The organism is Enterobacter genomosp. O (assembly GCF_001022965.1).
GTDB lineage: Bacteria > Pseudomonadota > Gammaproteobacteria > Enterobacterales > Enterobacteriaceae > Enterobacter > Enterobacter cloacae_L.
This window is the reverse complement of sequence record NZ_LECZ01000027.1, coordinates 660982-676319: the sequence shown is the minus strand read 5'-3', so window position 1 is coordinate 676319 and position 15338 is coordinate 660982. Positions and strand designations below refer to the sequence as shown.

Annotated in this window: 14 protein-coding genes; 6 read left to right on the top strand and 8 right to left on the bottom strand. The window is 59.0% G+C overall.

Features of this window, described 5'->3' with window-relative positions:
- Positions 1 to 21 precede the first annotated feature (21 nt).
- The 4 genes from ABR39_RS21970 to puuD all read right to left on the bottom strand — a co-directional run bounded on the left by ABR39_RS21970 (position 22) and on the right by puuD (position 4297).
- A complete protein-coding gene (locus tag ABR39_RS21970) occupies positions 22 to 1302 on the bottom strand; it encodes an NAD(P)/FAD-dependent oxidoreductase (RefSeq protein ID WP_047348724.1) in 1281 nt (426 codons plus the stop codon).
- Complete coding sequence (gene puuC / locus ABR39_RS21965) at positions 1299 to 2792, bottom strand: aldehyde dehydrogenase PuuC (protein WP_047348723.1); 1494 nt, start codon at positions 2790 to 2792, stop codon at positions 1299 to 1301. The genes ABR39_RS21970 and puuC overlap by 4 nt, the downstream gene beginning before the upstream one ends.
- A 157-nt stretch (positions 2793 to 2949) precedes the next feature.
- Positions 2950 to 3507, bottom strand: a complete 558-nt coding sequence (gene puuR, locus ABR39_RS21960) for an HTH-type transcriptional regulator PuuR (protein WP_047348722.1) — start codon at positions 3505 to 3507, stop codon at positions 2950 to 2952.
- Between the two features lie 25 nt (positions 3508 to 3532).
- A complete protein-coding gene (puuD, locus tag ABR39_RS21955; RefSeq protein WP_047348721.1) occupies positions 3533 to 4297 on the bottom strand; it encodes a gamma-glutamyl-gamma-aminobutyrate hydrolase in 765 nt (254 codons plus the stop codon).
- A 213-nt stretch (positions 4298 to 4510) separates the two neighbouring features.
- Here puuD and ABR39_RS21950 point away from each other — a divergent pair, with 213 nt between their 5' ends.
- The 3 genes from ABR39_RS21950 to ABR39_RS21945 all read left to right on the top strand — a co-directional run bounded on the left by ABR39_RS21950 (position 4511) and on the right by ABR39_RS21945 (position 7677).
- On the top strand, positions 4511 to 5929 hold the full coding sequence (locus ABR39_RS21950) for a glutamine synthetase family protein (RefSeq protein WP_047348720.1): 1419 nt from the start codon (positions 4511 to 4513) through the stop codon (positions 5927 to 5929).
- 172 nt (positions 5930 to 6101) lie between these two features.
- On the top strand, positions 6102 to 6296 hold the full coding sequence (locus tag ABR39_RS26415; protein WP_048339063.1) for a hypothetical protein: 195 nt from the start codon (positions 6102 to 6104) through the stop codon (positions 6294 to 6296).
- Positions 6286 to 7677, top strand: coding sequence for an APC family permease (locus tag ABR39_RS21945; protein ID WP_047348719.1), 1392 nt, complete (start codon positions 6286 to 6288; stop codon positions 7675 to 7677). Before ABR39_RS26415 ends, ABR39_RS21945 begins: the two co-directional genes overlap by 11 nt.
- 63 nt (positions 7678 to 7740) lie before the next feature.
- On the opposite strand, the gene ABR39_RS21940 is transcribed toward ABR39_RS21945, so the two are convergent.
- Positions 7741 to 8994: an MFS transporter gene (locus ABR39_RS21940; RefSeq protein WP_047348718.1), complete on the bottom strand. Its 1254-nt coding sequence runs from the start codon at positions 8992 to 8994 to the stop codon at positions 7741 to 7743.
- Between the two features lie 121 nt (positions 8995 to 9115).
- On the opposite strand from ABR39_RS21940, the gene ABR39_RS21935 reads away from it, so the two are divergent.
- The 3 genes from ABR39_RS21935 to bioD all read left to right on the top strand — a co-directional run bounded on the left by ABR39_RS21935 (position 9116) and on the right by bioD (position 12189).
- Positions 9116 to 10012: a LysR family transcriptional regulator gene (locus ABR39_RS21935; protein WP_047348717.1), complete on the top strand. Its 897-nt coding sequence runs from the start codon at positions 9116 to 9118 to the stop codon at positions 10010 to 10012.
- 130 nt (positions 10013 to 10142) lie between these two features.
- Positions 10143 to 11363, top strand: coding sequence for a sugar metabolism global transcriptional regulator Mlc (mlc, locus tag ABR39_RS21930; RefSeq protein ID WP_047348716.1), 1221 nt, complete (start codon positions 10143 to 10145; stop codon positions 11361 to 11363).
- Positions 11364 to 11493: 130 nt separating this feature from the next.
- Entirely contained in the window at positions 11494 to 12189 is a 696-nt protein-coding gene (gene bioD, locus ABR39_RS21925) for a dethiobiotin synthase (protein ID WP_047348715.1), read from the top strand.
- Here bioD and clcB read toward each other — a convergent pair.
- The 3 genes from clcB to osmW form a co-directional block, all read right to left on the bottom strand.
- Positions 12124 to 13434 carry a voltage-gated ClC-type chloride channel ClcB gene (gene clcB / locus ABR39_RS21920; RefSeq protein ID WP_065365753.1) on the bottom strand — a complete coding sequence of 437 codons (1311 nt, stop codon included), beginning with the start codon at positions 13432 to 13434 and terminating at the stop codon, positions 12124 to 12126. The two genes, bioD and clcB, sit on opposite strands and share 66 nt — an antisense overlap.
- Positions 13435 to 13536: 102 nt before the next feature.
- Entirely contained in the window at positions 13537 to 14685 is a 1149-nt protein-coding gene (gene osmV, locus ABR39_RS21915) for an osmoprotectant ABC transporter ATP-binding protein OsmV (protein ID WP_047348713.1), read from the bottom strand.
- The gene (gene osmW, locus ABR39_RS21910; RefSeq protein WP_014169860.1) at positions 14685 to 15332 is read right to left on the bottom strand and encodes an osmoprotectant ABC transporter permease OsmW; all 648 of its coding nucleotides are present in this window, start codon (positions 15330 to 15332) and stop codon (positions 14685 to 14687) included. Before osmW ends, osmV begins: the two co-directional genes overlap by 1 nt.
- Positions 15333 to 15338 lie beyond the last annotated feature (6 nt).

The window sequence follows — 15338 nt, the reverse complement described above, 5'->3', positions numbered from 1 at the left end:
GATACCCTTTTGTCGAAACGATCATACGCCAAGACGATCGCGCAGGCTGTAATACGCCGCGCCCATCGCCGTGAATGGAATCCGCAGGCTGCGACCGCCCGGGAAGGGGTAGTGCGGGAGGTTGGCAAACGCATCAAAGCGCTCAGCGTCACCGCGCAACAGTTCCGAGATCAGCCGTCCGGCCAGGTGGGTGCAGGTCACGCCGTGGCCGCTGTAGCCCTGCATGTAATAGATGTTTTTATCCAGACGACCAAACTGCGGCATGCGTGACAGGGTCAGCAGGAAGTTGCCCGTCCAGCGGTAGTCGATTTTGACGCCTGCCAGCTGTGGGAAGGTTTTCAGCAGCTTTGGCATCACCATGCGCTCGACGTCGTCCGGATCGCGCGCGCCGTAAACTACGCCACCACCGTACAGCAGGCGGTTGTCGGCGGTGAGACGGTAGTAATCCAGCAGATAGTTACAATCTTCCACGCAGTAGTTATTGGGGATCAGCGTGCGGGCTACCTCTTCCGGCAGCGGGGCGGTGGTCACCACCTGGGTGCCGCAGGGCATACTGCGTTTTGCCAGATCCGGTTCTATCTTGTCGCCCAGATAGGCATTCCCGGCGACGATCACGTAGCGGGCCGTCACCTGGCCATGCTGCGTGCTCACCACGGCCGGGCTGGTGTGCTGAATGGCGGTCACCGGGGACTGTTCATACACCCGCCCGCCGTTCAGGCGAATGGCGTCCGCTTCGCCGATCGCCAGGTTCAGCGGGTGAATGTGCCCCCCGCTGCGGTCCAGCAGCGCGCCGGTATAGCGCTCGCTGTCGACTTCCCGGCGGATGGCGCTGGCGTCCAGCAGCTCCAGCTGCGTGTTGCCGTAGCGTTCCCAGTTGGCTTTTTGCTCCTCCAGCGTCTCCAGCTGCTTATGGTTTAACGCCACAAACAGCCCGCCTGGACGATAGTCGCACTGGATCTGATAGCGCTGGATACGCTCCCGGATGATTTCCCCGCCTTCAAACATCATGCTCCCGAGGACTCTGGCGGCATCGGGCCCGTAGTTTTTCTCAATCACGTCGATATCGCGGCTGTAGGAGTTAACCAGCTGGCCGCCGTTGCGTCCGCTGGCGCCGAAGCCGATGCGCGCGCCTTCAAGGAGCACCACGTCGTAGCCCATTTCGGCGAGATGCAGCGCGGAGGAGAGGCCGGTATAGCCGCCGCCCACCACGCACACGTCACAGCTGATCGACTCGTTAAGCGTCGGGAAAGGTTCGTAAGCGTTCGCGCTGGCCGCGTAGTAGCTGGTGGTATGTTCGGTCATGATTGAGGCTCCAGGGCAATCCAGATGGTTTTCAGTTCGGTAAATTTTTCCAGCGCGTGCAGGGACTTATCGCGACCGTTGCCGCTCTGCTTATAGCCGCCAAAGGGTACGGTCATATCACCGTCGTTATAGTTATTGACGAAGACCGAGCCTGCCTTCAGGCGGCGGCTCATGCGGTGCGCGCGGGAGAGATCGCGGGTCCATACCGCAGCGCCAAGCCCATATTCACTGTCGTTGGCCAGCGTTAAGGCTTCCTCTTCGGTTTTAAAGCGGGTGACGACCAGCACCGGCCCGAAAATCTCTTCCCGGCACAGCGGGGAGGCAGGGTCGATGTCGATAAAAATGGTTGGGCCGACTGCGGAAGGCCATGCTTGTTCCCGCCCGTCCAGCAGCAGCGTACCTTTTCGGGTTCCCTCGCGAATAAACGTGTGGACGGTATCGGCGTGCGCGGCGTCGATGAGCATTCCCATCGTGCTGTCGGGGTCGAGCGGATCGCCCGGCTGCCAGTGGCGGGCCTGCGCCTTCAGCCTTGCCAGGAAGTCATCGGCGATGCTGTCTTCGAGCAGCAGGCGGGTGCCGGCGATACAGACTTGCCCCTGGTTATAAAAAATCCCGGCGGCGGTCGCGCTCACGGCCTTGTCCAGGTCCGGACAGTCGGCAAAGATAATGTTGGCGCTCTTGCCGCCTGCCTCCAGCCAGACGCGCTTCATGTTGCTTTCTCCCGCGTCCTTCAACAGCTGCTTGCCGGTGCGGGTAGAGCCGGTAAACGTCAGCACCTCGACCTCCGGATGCAGCGCCAGCGCCTGGCCCGCTTCGTGACCGTAACCGCTTATCACATTCAGCACGCCGTCCGGCAGGCCCGCCTCTTTTGCCAGCCCGGCCAGCCGCAGGGCGGTGAGGGGCGATTTCTCCGACGGTTTCAATACCACGCTATTGCCCGCAATGAGCGCCGGGCCCAGCTTCCAGCAGGCCAGCAGCAGCGGGAAGTTCCAGGGGACGATGGCTGCGACAACCCCGATGGGCTCGCGCACGATCATCGCCAGCTCGCCCGGACCCGTAGGCGCCACTTCGCCGTAGACCTTATCCGCCGCTTCGGCGTACCAGCGAATGGCGCGAGCCGCGCCGGGAATATCGTCGCGCAGGCTGTGGCGGATGGGTTTACCGGTGTCCAGCGTTTCCAGTAGGGCCAGCTCTTCGACGTGGCGTTCCATTAAGTCGGCGAGCTTATTTAGCACGGCCTTACGCTGAGCCGGAGACGCCTGCGACCAGTCACCGCGTTCAAATACCTCACGCGCGGCGTGAACCGCGCGGTCCACGTCCGCCTGCTTGCCCCGGGCCACGTTCGCCAGCGTCTTTTGGGTAGCGGGATTGACGGTTTCAAACGTGGCATTATCGGCGGCGTCACAATAGGCGCCGTTAATAAATAACCGGGTCTCAATGGCGCTGTTTTTTGCTTTATCCTGCCAGTAAGTCAGGTGCTGAAAATGCATATTCACTCCTTTCTTTCGCAATCAGATAAATAAAGGCATGGCCGTTTCAGGCAATACGAAGCCGTGGGGCATCCCGGGAATTAACTCGTTAAATGCCGACATTAATCGTTTTTATTTGTCCCGGCGGAAGCGCGCTTACGCCGGGACCGAGTGGTAATTAGAACGTGGTGGGGGTGTGGGCACTGATAATGCGGCAGATGCCTGCCGAGGTGTTGCTGAAGCTGTGCGGTATGCCGGTATTGATGGCATAGCTCTGCCCCGCAACCAGGTGATAAGGCTGGCCATTAATGGTCAGCACTATTTCACCTTCCAGTATCGTACCGATCTCCTCACCCTGGTGTTTGATCCTCTCTCCGGTCGTGGTTCCAGGCTGGTAAGTTTCAAAAATCATCGCCAGCGTACGGTTCGGATTTCCGTTATGAACCAGCTTCATCGAAACCCCCTGACTGCCTATTTCGATAAGGTCGTCCTGATTAATAACCACCTGCGGTTCATCAGGTTTTTCCGGTTCCGAAAAGAATTCCGAGAGCGACAGCCCATAGACTTTCAGCAGCTTTTGCAGCGTACTGATGGCAGGACTGACTTTGTCCTGTTCAATGGTGCTGATGGCACTGTGTGTTAACCCAGACAGTTCGGCGGCACGCCGCTGCGAGAGACCCAGCTGCTGGCGGATCTCAGACAGACGTTTCCCTGGCGCCAGTCCGTCATCGCTCATAGTTGCATTTCCTTTACGGTAGTGGTCAAAGCCGTTGCTTCTCGGCAATGTGGCTTTGACAGGCGGTGATAAAACCTTCAAACAACATACGTGACAGGGCGTACTCGCTGCTGTTCCATTCGGGGTGCCATTGCACGCCGAGGGCGAAAGGGTGGTCATGAACGCTGACCGCTTCGACCAGCCCGTCCGTCGAACGGGCCTCCACGCGGAGCCGTGGTCCTAACGTTCGTGCACCTTGCCCGTGTAACGAGTTTACCCAAAATGTGTTACAGCCTGGTATTAATTGAGACAGCAGTCCTCCCTCCTGAACCTGAACCTCATGAGACGGGGCGTATTGTAGCTCAACCGGCAGTTCAGGATCTTCCCGGTGCTCAAGCAGGTCGTTCTGCTCGAACAGGCGACGATACAGCGTCCCTCCCGTGGCAACAACCAGTTCCTGCAGCCCCCGGCAGATGGCGAAAATGGGGATGCGCCTTTCGAGCGCGGCGGCAATCAGCGCCATGCTCAGAAGATCTCGCCCGGGATCGGCGTTAGGCTCATCGCCGTTTTCACCATAAAGGTGCGGCTGCACGTTACTTGGGCTGCCCGGCAGGTAAATCCCGTCCAGGGTTGGCAGCAGAGCGGTAATGAGCTCTGGCTCTGCCAGCGCATGCGGTAAGGCAATAGGTAAGCCCCCCGCGTTAACAATGGCGTTCAGGTACTTTTCTTGCAGGGTCTGGGTCTCATGACCCTTAAGCCTGTTTCTACACATCACCACGCCAATAACTGGCTTGTTCATTATATTTTCCATGATCGCCCTCACAAAGTGGACTAAATTTAGGCCATTCTCGCCTGTTAAACGGCCTTTTCGTTCAATATTTTCTCAATCTAGCAACGGGATCTGCCTTTTGCAAACTTAATTTAACATTTGACAAACAATTTGTTTGCATACAGATTCGATAGGGTGGACATTATATTTGACAGTCCTGAGCAGCGAACGCAAATCCAAAAACGGTGGTAAATCATGGAAACCAATATCGTAGAAGTTGAGAACTTTGTGCAGCACACGGATGAGAGGCGGGGCAGCGCCTTTACGCAGGAAGTGAAGCGCTATTTAGAAAAGTATCCTGACACCCAGTTTATTGATGTCCTCCTGACCGACCTGAACGGCTGTTTTCGCGGCAAACGCATCCCGGTTGCAGGACTGAGCAAGCTTGAAAAAGGCTGCTATTTCCCGGCATCGGTTTTTGCCATGGACATTTTGGGTAACGTCGTGGAAGAGGCGGGCCTGGGGCAGGAGCTCGGCGAGCCGGACTGTATCTGCGTGCCGGTGCCGGGCACCCTGACGCCGTCCGCCGCCGACCCGGAGTACATTGGTCAGGTGCAGCTCACCATGGTCGATGAAGATGGCGCTCCCTTTGACGTTGAGCCGCGGAACGTACTCAACCGACTCTGGCAGCAGCTGCGCCAGCGCGGTCTGTTCCCCGTGGTAGCGGTAGAGCTGGAGTTCTATTTGCTTGACCGTAAACGCGATGCCGAGGGCTATCTGCAGCCACCTTGCGCGCCGGGCACCGACGTGCGTAACACGCAGAGCCAGGTCTACTCGGTTGATAACCTGAACCACTTTGCTGACGTGCTGAATGACATTGACGAACTGGCGCAGCTGCAGCTGATCCCCGCCGACGGGGCAGTGGCTGAGGCCTCCCCGGGCCAGTTTGAGATTAACCTGCACCATACGGAAAACGTGCTCGATGCCTGCGATGATGCGCTGGCGCTGAAACGACTCGTCAGACAGATGGCGGAAAAACATAAGATGCACGCCACGTTTATGGCAAAGCCGTATGAAGAGCATGCGGGCAGCGGGATGCATATCCACATCAGCATGCAGAACAACAGAGGCGAAAACGTGCTCGCAGACGCCAGCGGCGAGGACTCCGCGCTGCTGAAGCGCGCGCTGGCCGGGATGATCGATCTGATGCCGGCGTCCATGGCGCTGCTGGCACCGAACGTCAACTCCTACCGCCGTTTCCAGCCGGGAATGTACGTGCCGACGCAGGCGTCATGGGGACACAATAATCGCACGGTTGCCCTGCGTATCCCCTGCGGCGATCGCCATAACCACCGGGTCGAGTACCGGGTGGCGGGAGCAGACGCGAACCCATATCTGGTAATGGCGGCGATTTTTGCCGGCATCTTACATGGGCTGGATAACGATTTACCCCTGCAGGAAGAAGTGGAAGGCAATGGCCTGGAGCAGGACGGGCTGCCGTTCCCGATTCGCCAGAGCGATGCGCTGTGGGAATTTATGCAAAACGATAGTCTTCGGGAGCGGCTGGGCGAACGTTTCTGCCACGTCTATCACGCCTGCAAAAATGATGAACTGCTGCAGTTTGAACGCCTGATTACCGAAACTGAAATTGAGTGGATGCTGAAAAACGCCTGATGACGTGCCCCGGTAAGGGGCCGCTTTGTTTCATCGCATACGTATCACCAAACGGCCTGCGCGGAGCCTGGCCTAACTGTTCGCTGGCACGCCAGCTATCTCCCGGGAGTCGCGTTATGGAGCGCAGGCGGCACAGGGATTTTCTTAACGACACTGTGTGACGAGGTAGGAAATGATGCAGATGTTCAACTATCCGCAGGGCGAAGGGGGCCAGTCAGGCTCCTGCTGTGAGTGCGAACCAGAGACGGTGCGCTGGTACGATCGCGTGTGTTCTTTACAACTTCCCCCTTTGCTAAGCAGGTTTGCGTTAAGGTCAACGCGATTGCAAACCACGGTAAGCATGGGGGGGACGGTATATGGCGACTAACACCTCTCTTGACTCGCCGGGCATGGCCGGAAAAACCCGACTGCGCAGCTCCCTCAAGCTCTGGCAGGTGGTCATGATGGGGCTGGCTTACCTCACCCCCATGACCGTGTTTGATACTTTCGGCATCGTGTCCGGCATCAGCAATGGCCACGTGCCAGCCTCGTATCTCCTGGCGCTGGCTGGCGTCATGTTTACCGCCATCAGCTACGGCAAGCTGGTGCGACAGTTCCCGGAAGCGGGCTCTGCGTACACCTACACGCAGAAATCGATCGGACCCCACCTGGGTTTTATGGTCGGCTGGTCATCGCTGCTGGACTATCTCTTCCTGCCGATGATCAACGTGCTGCTGGCGAAGATCTACCTTTCCGCGCTGTTCCCTGAAGTGCCGCCGTGGGTCTGGGTGGTGGGGTTTGTGACGATCCTGACGCTGGCGAACCTGAAGAGCGTTAATTTAGTCGCCAACTTTAACACCCTGTTTGTGCTGGTGCAGGTCGCCATCATGGTGGTGTTTGTCATACTCGTGGTGCATGGCCTGCACAAGGGAGAGGGCGTCGGTACCGTCTGGTCGCTCCAGCCGTTTATCAGCGAGAACGCACACCTGATCCCTATTATTACCGGCGCGACTATCGTTTGCTTCTCTTTCCTCGGCTTTGACGCGGTTACTACGCTGTCGGAAGAGACGCCAAACGCGGCGCGGGTGATTCCCAAAGCCATTTTCCTGACCGCACTGTATGGCGGGCTGATATTCATTATTGCCTCGTTTTTCATGCAGCTCTTTTTCCCGACGATCGCGCGCTTCAAGAACCCGGACGCCGCGCTGCCGGAAATTGCGCTGTACGTAGGCGGCAAGCTCTTCCAGTCGGTGTTTCTGTGTACCACGTTTGTGAATACGCTCGCTTCAGGCCTGGCCTCGCACGCCAGCGTCTCACGCTTGTTGTATGTGATGGGGCGTGACAACGTCTTTCCGGAGCGGGTGTTTGGCTACGTGCATCCGAAATGGCGTACTCCGGCCCTGAACGTCATTATGGTAGGGATAGTCGCGCTGTCTGCCCTGTACTTCGATCTCGTGACCGCGACGGCGCTGATCAACTTCGGCGCGCTGGTGGCGTTTACGTTTGTTAATCTCTCGGTGTACAACCATTTCTGGCGGCGCAAGGGGCTGAACAAAACGTGGAAAGATCGGTTCCACTATCTCCTGCTGCCGCTCATCGGTGCCGTCACGGTCGGCGTGCTGTGGATAAACCTCGAAGCGACGTCCCTGACGCTTGGCCTCATCTGGGCGGCACTGGGGATCCTTTACCTGACATGGCTGACGCGCCGTTTCCGCAAACCGCCTCCGCAGTTTGAAGCCGCTAAGATAGAGCAGGCCTGGGATTCCTGAACGCGAAACGGCACCAGTACGCTGGTGCCGTTTATCTGGATCGGGCATCATCCCGCAGGCTTATTATCTCAGACGTTTATGAAGACTTGCTCCCACCAGCAGTGCGGCACAGAGCATCAGCGCGATAAACCCGCCCACGCCGTTCCAGCCGTAGCTATGCCAGAACACGCCGCCGAGCGTCCCGGCGATGCTGGAACCCAGGTAATAGCTAAACAGATACAGCGACGATGCCTGGCCTTTGGCGCGACGCGCCCGCGGGCCAATCCAGCTGCTGGCGACCGAGTGGGCGGCGAAGAACCCCGCCGAGAAGAGCAGCATGCCGGCAAAAATCAGCCACAGGGAGGAGAAGAGCGTCAGCAGCAGGCCGAGCAGCATCATCGCCGTGAAGAACAGCATCACCGGGCCGCGCCCATAGCGTGCGGTCATCGCCCCGGCCTTCGGCGAGCTCCAGGTGCCGGTCAGGTACGCCACGGAAAGCAGGCCGACCACCGCCTGGCTCAGGTGCCACGGAGAGAGCATCAGGCGATAGCCAATATAGTTAAACAGCGTAACGAAAGAGCCCATCAGCAGGAAGCCTGCCAGGAACAGGCGCGGCAGCCCCTTGTCGCGCCAGTGCAGACGGAAGTTGATAAACAGCGTTTTCGGGCGCAGGGAGGTAGGACGGAAATGACGCGACTCCGGCAGAATTTTCCAGAACATCAGGGCTGATGCCAGCGCAAAACATCCGATCGCGGCCAGCGCAATACGCCAGTTAAAGAAGTCCGTGAACACCCCGCTCAGCAGGCGTCCGCTCATCCCGCCGATCGAGTTCCCGCTGATGTAAAGCCCCATCGAGAAGGCAACAAAGCTCGGGTGGATCTCCTCGCTAAGGTAAGTCATCCCGACCGCCGCCACGCCGCTGAGCGATAGCCCAATCAGCGCGCGCATCACCAGAATGCCGTGCCAGCTGGTCATCATGGTCGAGAGTAGCGTACAGACCGAGGCCAGCATCAGGGCCGTCACCATCACCTGCTTGCGGCCGATGGCGTCGGACAGCGGGCCGGTAAAGAGCAGGCCAACCGCCAGCATACCGGTAGAAATCGAGAGTGAAATACTGCTGCTGGCAGGCGATACGCCAAATTCGTGCGAAAGCACGGGCAGGATCGGCTGAACGCAATAGAGCAGGGCGAAGGTCGCCAGACCGGCGGAAAAGAGCGCCAGCGTGACGCGCATAAATTGGGGGGTACCACGTTTAATAAACTGAACCGGCTGCGATGCGATGGGTAAATCATTGATGTCGCTGGCCGGATCGATATCAATGGAAGTTGTACGACTCACACAGTTTCCTTGCTTAAACATCCCCGTGATTTCTGGTGACGGGTATGACCACCTCTTCAGGGTAGGAAAATGTAAATATTCTGTCTAATATATTAATAATCTCAAATGATACTTTAAAAATATGAATATCGAGCTGCGTCATCTCCGCTACTTTATCGCCGTCGCCGAAGAGCTGCATTTTGGCCGCGCGGCGGCACGGCTGAACATCTCTCAGCCACCGTTAAGCCAGCAGATTCAGATCCTGGAGCAGCAGGTCGGGGCGCGTCTTTTGGCCCGCACCAACCGCAGCGTGAGCCTGACGGCGGCGGGAAAGCAGTTTCTCGTCGACAGCCGACAAATTCTGAGCATGGTCGAGGATGCCGCCGCCCGGGCAGAACGGCTGTATCTCGGGGAAGCGGGAGAGCTGCGAATCGGGTTTACCTCGTCCGCGCCGTTTATCAGCGCCGTCTCGGAGACCCTTTCGTCATTTCGTCGCCATTTCCCGGATGTTCACATTCAGACGCGCGAAATCAATACCCGCGAGCAGATCGCGCCGCTCAATGAGGGTTCGCTCGATCTGGGGTTGATGCGTAATACCCAGCTGCCGGACACGCTGGCGTGGCAGGTCATTCTGCGCGAGCCGCTGATGGCCATGATCCCGCGCGATCATCCGCTGGCGTCGCGTCCGGCGGTGTCGCTGGCAGAGCTGGCAAAAGAGCCGTTCGTCTTTTTTGACCCGCAGGTCGGGACGGGGCTGTACGACGATATTCTGGGACTGATGCGCCGCTACGATCTTGCGCCGGTCATCACTCAGGAAGTCGGGGAAGCGATGACCATTATTGGCCTGGTCGCCGCCGGGCTGGGAGTGTCTATTCTCCCGGCTTCCTTTAAACGGGTACAATTGCGCGAAATGCGCTGGGTGAGCATCGCCGAAGAGGACGCCGTTTCAGAGATGTGGCTGGTCTGGTCAAAACATCGTGAACAGAGCCATGCCGCGCAGCGCTTCAAACAGCAGCTCATTACCGCGTCTTTAGGGTGATATTTCCAGGGAAAAGTGGGCGAAAATGTGCGGTAAATCACATGGCTAAGTAAATATTTGACGGCAGCCATGCAAGTGCTTCACCATAGCCCACAGTTTATTTCGAAGCTCGAAAATAAGGGAGTACGAGGTGGTTGCTGATAGTCAGCCAGGGCATATCGATCAGATTAAGCAGACCAACGCCGGCGCGGTGTATCGCCTGATTGATCAGCTTGGTCCGGTTTCGCGTATCGATCTTTCGCGCCTGGCACAGCTGGCACCCGCCAGTATCACCAAGATTGTCCGCGAAATGCTGGAAGCGCACCTGGTTCAGGAAACGGAAATTCAGGAGCCGGGCAGCCGCGGCCGTCCGGCCGTCGGGCTGGTGGTCGAGACGGAAGCCTGGCACTATCTTTCTCTGCGCATCAGCCGGGGGGAGATCTTTCTCGCGCTGCGAGATCTGAGCAGCAAGCTGGTGGTGGAAGACCGGCTTGAACTGCCCCTCAACGCGGAAGAACCGCTTCTCGATGCAATTGTCACGCACATCGATCACTTCTTTATTCGCCACCAGCAGCGGCTTGAGCGCTTAACCGCTATTGCCATCACCATGCCGGGCATTATTGATACCGAAAATGGCATTGTTCACCGCATGCCGTTTTATGAAGACGTCAAAGAGATGCCGCTGGGCGAAGTACTGAAAAACCACACCGGCGTGCCGGTCTATATTCAGCACGACATCAGCGCCTGGACCATGGCGGAGGCGCTGTTCGGCGCCTCCCGCGGCGCGCGGGATGTGATTCAGGTGGTCATCGACCATAACGTCGGGGCGGGCGTGATCACCGACGGACGTCTTCTTCACGCCGGAAGCAGCAGCCTGGTGGAAATTGGCCACACCCAGGTCGACCCGTACGGCAAGCGCTGCTACTGCGGCAACCACGGCTGTCTGGAGACCATAGCCAGCGTGGAAAGCGTGCTGGAGCTGGCGCAGGTGAGGCTCGGCCAGTCCATGAGCTCCTCGCTGCACGGCCAACCTCTAACGGTAGATTCACTCTGCGCCGCCGCGCGCCAGGGCGATCTGCTGGCGAAGGACATTATTACCGGCGTGGGGAATAACGTTGGCCGCATTCTGGCGATTATGGTGAACCTCTTTAACCCGCAAAAAATCCTCATTGGCTCGCCGCTCAGCCAGGCGGCGGAGATCCTGTTCCCGGCGATCTCCGCCTGCATCCACCAGCAGTCGCTTCCCGCCTACAGCAAAAATATTGCGGTAGAAAGCACCCAGTTTTCCAACCAGGGCACGATGGCCGGGGCGGCGCTGGTCAAAGACGCCATGTATAACGGCTCGCTGTTGATCCGCCTGTTACAGGGTTAACTCTTTTCCGCAGATGTAAGAAAAATTGCGCTATCTCAAGCCGGGTAGCGCACGCATCCCGTAGACTTCCTCCACTGAATTATTTACCTGGTTTATATTTTCGAAGCATACCCAAGAGGTGGAGTGAGTCATGCTTAAGCGTTTCTTTGTTACTGGTACAGATACCTCTGTCGGCAAGACCGTTGTATCCCGCGCATTGCTGCAGGCTCTTGCAGCAAGCGGTAAACGCGTGGCAGGGTACAAACCGGTCGCAAAAGGGAGTAAAGAGACGCCAGAGGGATTGCGTAATAAAGACGCCCTGGTGCTGCAAAGCGTCTCGTCGCTGGAACTGCCTTATCACGCGGTCAACCCCATTGCGTTAAGCGAAGACGAGAGCAGCGTGGCGCACAGCGGCCTGATTAATTACCCGCTGCTGTCCGACGGCCTGGCGAACCTGAGCGAGAAGGTCGATCACGTGGTGGTTGAAGGCACGGGCGGCTGGCGCAGCCTGATGAATGACCTGCGCCCGCTGTCTGAATGGGTGGTGCAGGAACAGCTTCCGGTGGTGATGGTCGTGGGTATCCAGGAAGGGTGCATCAACCATGCGCTGCTGACGGCGCAGGCGATTGCCAATGACGGCCTGCCGCTGATTGGCTGGGTGGCAAACCGCATCAACCCGGGCCTGGCGCACTACGCCGAGATCATCGACGTGCTGAGTACCAAACTGCCGGGGCCGCTGGTGGGAGAACTGCCTTATCTGCCTCGCGCCGAGCAGCGCGAGCTAGCGCAGTACATCGATCTCTCTTCCCTCGGTGGCGTGCTGACCGTAGACCGAGTCGTGGCGTAACGTCCGCGACAGCACGGACGCCACCACGCAGGCGACCAGCAAGCCGGGCAGTAAAAAATACTGTCCGGTCATTTCACAGACCATCAGCGCCGACATAATAGGCGCATGCGTGGTCGCGGCGAGTAGCGTTGCCATTCCCGCCAGACCCAGCAAAATCGCCGTTTCAGACCCCGGTAACCACAGCGCGAAAAGTTGTGCTAACAGCATCCCCGTCGCCATGCCGACAAACAGCGTGGGCGTAAACACCCCGCCCGGCGCACCCGAGCCGCTGCTGGCCAGCACCGCCAGCAATTTACAGACAAACACCCCGGCAATCACCGTCAGCAGCGGCGGGGCGAGCAGAAAAGCCTGAACCACGCTGTAGCCATTCCCCCACACTTTTGGCGTGAGGAGAGAAAGCAGCCCGACGATCAAGCCGCCCAGCGCCAGCTGCCACGGCGGAGAAAGTTTAAGGCGCAAAAATAGCCCGTGGCTGAAGGCCATCAGCCACATCAGCAGCGGCCCGCAGAGCCCAGCCAGCAGGCCCATGGCGACCAGCAGGGCATAATCCGCCGCGCTGAGGGTGCCGCTCAGATGAACTTCATAGAGCGTGCCGGCACCGGGTGCCAGGGGCTGCGTGGTGAGAAGCGCCACCACCGCCGCAATTACCACGGGGCCGAGCGAGGCCAGCATCAGCGTGCCGAACAGGATTTCTGCAATGAACAGGCTCCCGGCCAAGGGCGCATGGTAGGCGCTGGCCATCCCGGCCGCGGCACCGCAGGCGATCCAGAGCTTCCATTCGGATTTCGGCGTAAAGCGTCGGGCGAAAAAGGAGGCGGCGAGGGCGGCGAGCAGGATCATAGCCCCTTCACGCCCGATGGCGCTTCCGCTGGCAACGACCAGCAGCGAGGCAAGAGATTTCACGAGGCTGGCGCCGTAATCAAACTGGCCGTCCCCGGTCTCCAGCGCTTCCATATAATCGGTAGGGGCGTGAGGGCGCTGCGCGGTCAGCCGCTGCCATCCCCAGAGCAGCAGCCCGGCTGCCAGGCCGCCCAGGGCTGGCGTCAGCGCGCGCCGCCAGGGAGAGAGCGACGCGGCAGCATTCACCAGGCTGCCGCTGTCGTTGCTGAGAAGCAGCCACTCCAGCAGGTACATGCTGTGGCGGAACGCCGCAACGGCCAGCGCGGCCAGCACGCCGGTGACGGTGGCAATCAGCAGGCGACGAAACATCGCGCGGATGTCGGGGTAGGTATGAAGACGTTGCATGGGTCGCGTTTTAACGAGGACGATACGATATTGTGGCGGGAAATCGCGGGGTTAGCAAAAGGTCTGCGTGCGAAAAGGCCGGGCGATGCCCGGCCGGAAAGGTTAGCCGTCGCTGTGAATATTGAGCGCCCGGCGCGTACGCCCGGAGCTCAGGTACTCGGCAATATAGTCCTGCGAAATCTCGCCGTTGTATCGCCCGTCCTCATCCACAATCGGCATCCAGCTGGTATTGCTCTCATACAGGCGTGAAAGCACCACGCGCAGGTTGTCTTCCGCTTTGCCGGTCATGCGGAACGGATGCAGGATGTCGGCGCAGATACCGCTGGCGTTGCGCGCTTCGCGACGCTTCACAAAGCCCAGTGGTTTGCCGTTCTCATCGACCACCGTCACGGCACGAATGTCATTATCATCCATGGTCGCAAAGGCTTCGGGAAGCGGCGTCGAGCCCCGCACCGTAATGGTTGGCTGCTGGTCGGTCACGTCGCCCGCAGAAACCAGCAGCAGACGCTTCAGCGTACGGTCCTGGCCGACAAACGAGCCGACAAACTCATTCGCCGGCTTCGCCAGCAGCTCATCGGGGCTTGCGCACTGAACGATTTTCCCCTGACGGAATACCGCGATACGGTCGCCGAGCTTCAGGGCTTCGTCGATATCGTGGCTGACCAGCATGACGGTTTTTTTCAGCTTGCGCTGCATCTCCAGGAACTGGTTCTGGATCACCTCGCGGTTGATCGGGTCCACCGCGCCGAAGGGTTCATCCATCAGCAGTACCGGAGGATCCGCCGCCAGGGCGCGGATGACGCCGATACGCTGCTGCTGCCCGCCGGACATCTCGCGCGGATAGCGGTGGAGAAACTTGTGGGGATCCATCGCCACCATATCCATCAGCTCTTCGGCGCGGGTTTTACAGCGCGCTTTATCCCAGCCCAGCATGCGCGGTACGACGGTGATGTTCTCTTCAATGGTCATGTTCGGGAACAGGCCAATCTGCTGGATCACGTAGCCAATGTTGCGGCGCAGGGTCACGGTGTCCATGCCGCTGGTGTCTTCGCCGTTAATGAGGATCGTCCCGCTGCTCGGGGCGATCAGGCGGTTGATCATCTTGAGGGTAGTGGTTTTCCCGCAGCCGGAAGGGCCAAGCAGGACGCACATTTCCCCTTCGGGCACGTTCAGGTTGACGTTATCGACGGCCTTAAAGGTCTGGCCGTGCTTCTGTGAAAATTGTTTGGTGAGGTTTTCCAGTTTTATCATTATCGAATCCCCTTAGGAGTCAGTACCACCTGCAGACGGTGCAGCAGCCAGTCGAGCACAATCGCTAAAAGACAAATCATCAGCGCGCCCGCAATCAACATGCGAATATCGCTTCCGCCGATGCCGTTGAGCAGCAGCAGGCCCAGACCGCCCGCGCCGATCACCGCGGCAATCGCCATCACGCCGATGTTCATCACCACGGCGGTGCGGATGCCGCCGAAAATCACCGGCAGAGCCATCGGGATTTCAACCCAGCGCAGACGCTGCCAGAAGGTCATGCCAATGCCGCGCCCGGCTTCGCGCAGGCCCGGCGGCAGGCTGTCGAGCGCGGTGTGGGTGTTGCGCACAATCGGCAGCAGCGAGTAGAGAAACACCGCCGTAATCGCGGGCAGGGCGCCAATACCCTGACCGATCAGCGAAAACAGCGGGATCATCAGGCCAAACAGAGCAATGGACGGAATGGTCAGCACGATGGTGGCTATTCCCAGCACCGGCGTCGCCAGCCACTTGTGGCGGACAATCAAAATGCCCAGCGGAACGCCGATGAGAATGGCTAAGCCCACGGCCAGCGCCACCAGCCACAGATGCTGCAGCGTCAGGGTCAGCAGGTAGTCCCAGTTATCGAGGATGTAGTGAATCGTCTCCATAGCGCC

Coding starts and splice junctions, on each gene's coding strand:
- ABR39_RS21970 (WP_047348724.1), bottom strand. CDS start 1,302: ATGACCGAACATACCACCAGCTACTACGCGGCCAGCGCGAACGCTTAC.
- puuC (WP_047348723.1), bottom strand. CDS start 2,792: ATGCATTTTCAGCACCTGACTTACTGGCAGGATAAAGCAAAAAACAGC.
- puuR (WP_047348722.1), bottom strand. CDS start 3,507: ATGAGCGATGACGGACTGGCGCCAGGGAAACGTCTGTCTGAGATCCGC.
- puuD (WP_047348721.1), bottom strand. CDS start 4,297: ATGGAAAATATAATGAACAAGCCAGTTATTGGCGTGGTGATGTGTAGA.
- ABR39_RS21950 (WP_047348720.1), top strand. CDS start 4,511: ATGGAAACCAATATCGTAGAAGTTGAGAACTTTGTGCAGCACACGGAT.
- ABR39_RS26415 (WP_048339063.1), top strand. CDS start 6,102: ATGATGCAGATGTTCAACTATCCGCAGGGCGAAGGGGGCCAGTCAGGC.
- ABR39_RS21945 (WP_047348719.1), top strand. CDS start 6,286: ATGGCGACTAACACCTCTCTTGACTCGCCGGGCATGGCCGGAAAAACC.
- ABR39_RS21935 (WP_047348717.1), top strand. CDS start 9,116: ATGAATATCGAGCTGCGTCATCTCCGCTACTTTATCGCCGTCGCCGAA.
- bioD (WP_047348715.1), top strand. CDS start 11,494: ATGCTTAAGCGTTTCTTTGTTACTGGTACAGATACCTCTGTCGGCAAG.
- clcB (WP_065365753.1), bottom strand. CDS start 13,434: ATGCAACGTCTTCATACCTACCCCGACATCCGCGCGATGTTTCGTCGC.
- osmV (WP_047348713.1), bottom strand. CDS start 14,685: ATGATAAAACTGGAAAACCTCACCAAACAATTTTCACAGAAGCACGGC.
- osmW (WP_014169860.1), bottom strand. CDS start 15,332: ATGGAGACGATTCACTACATCCTCGATAACTGGGACTACCTGCTGACC.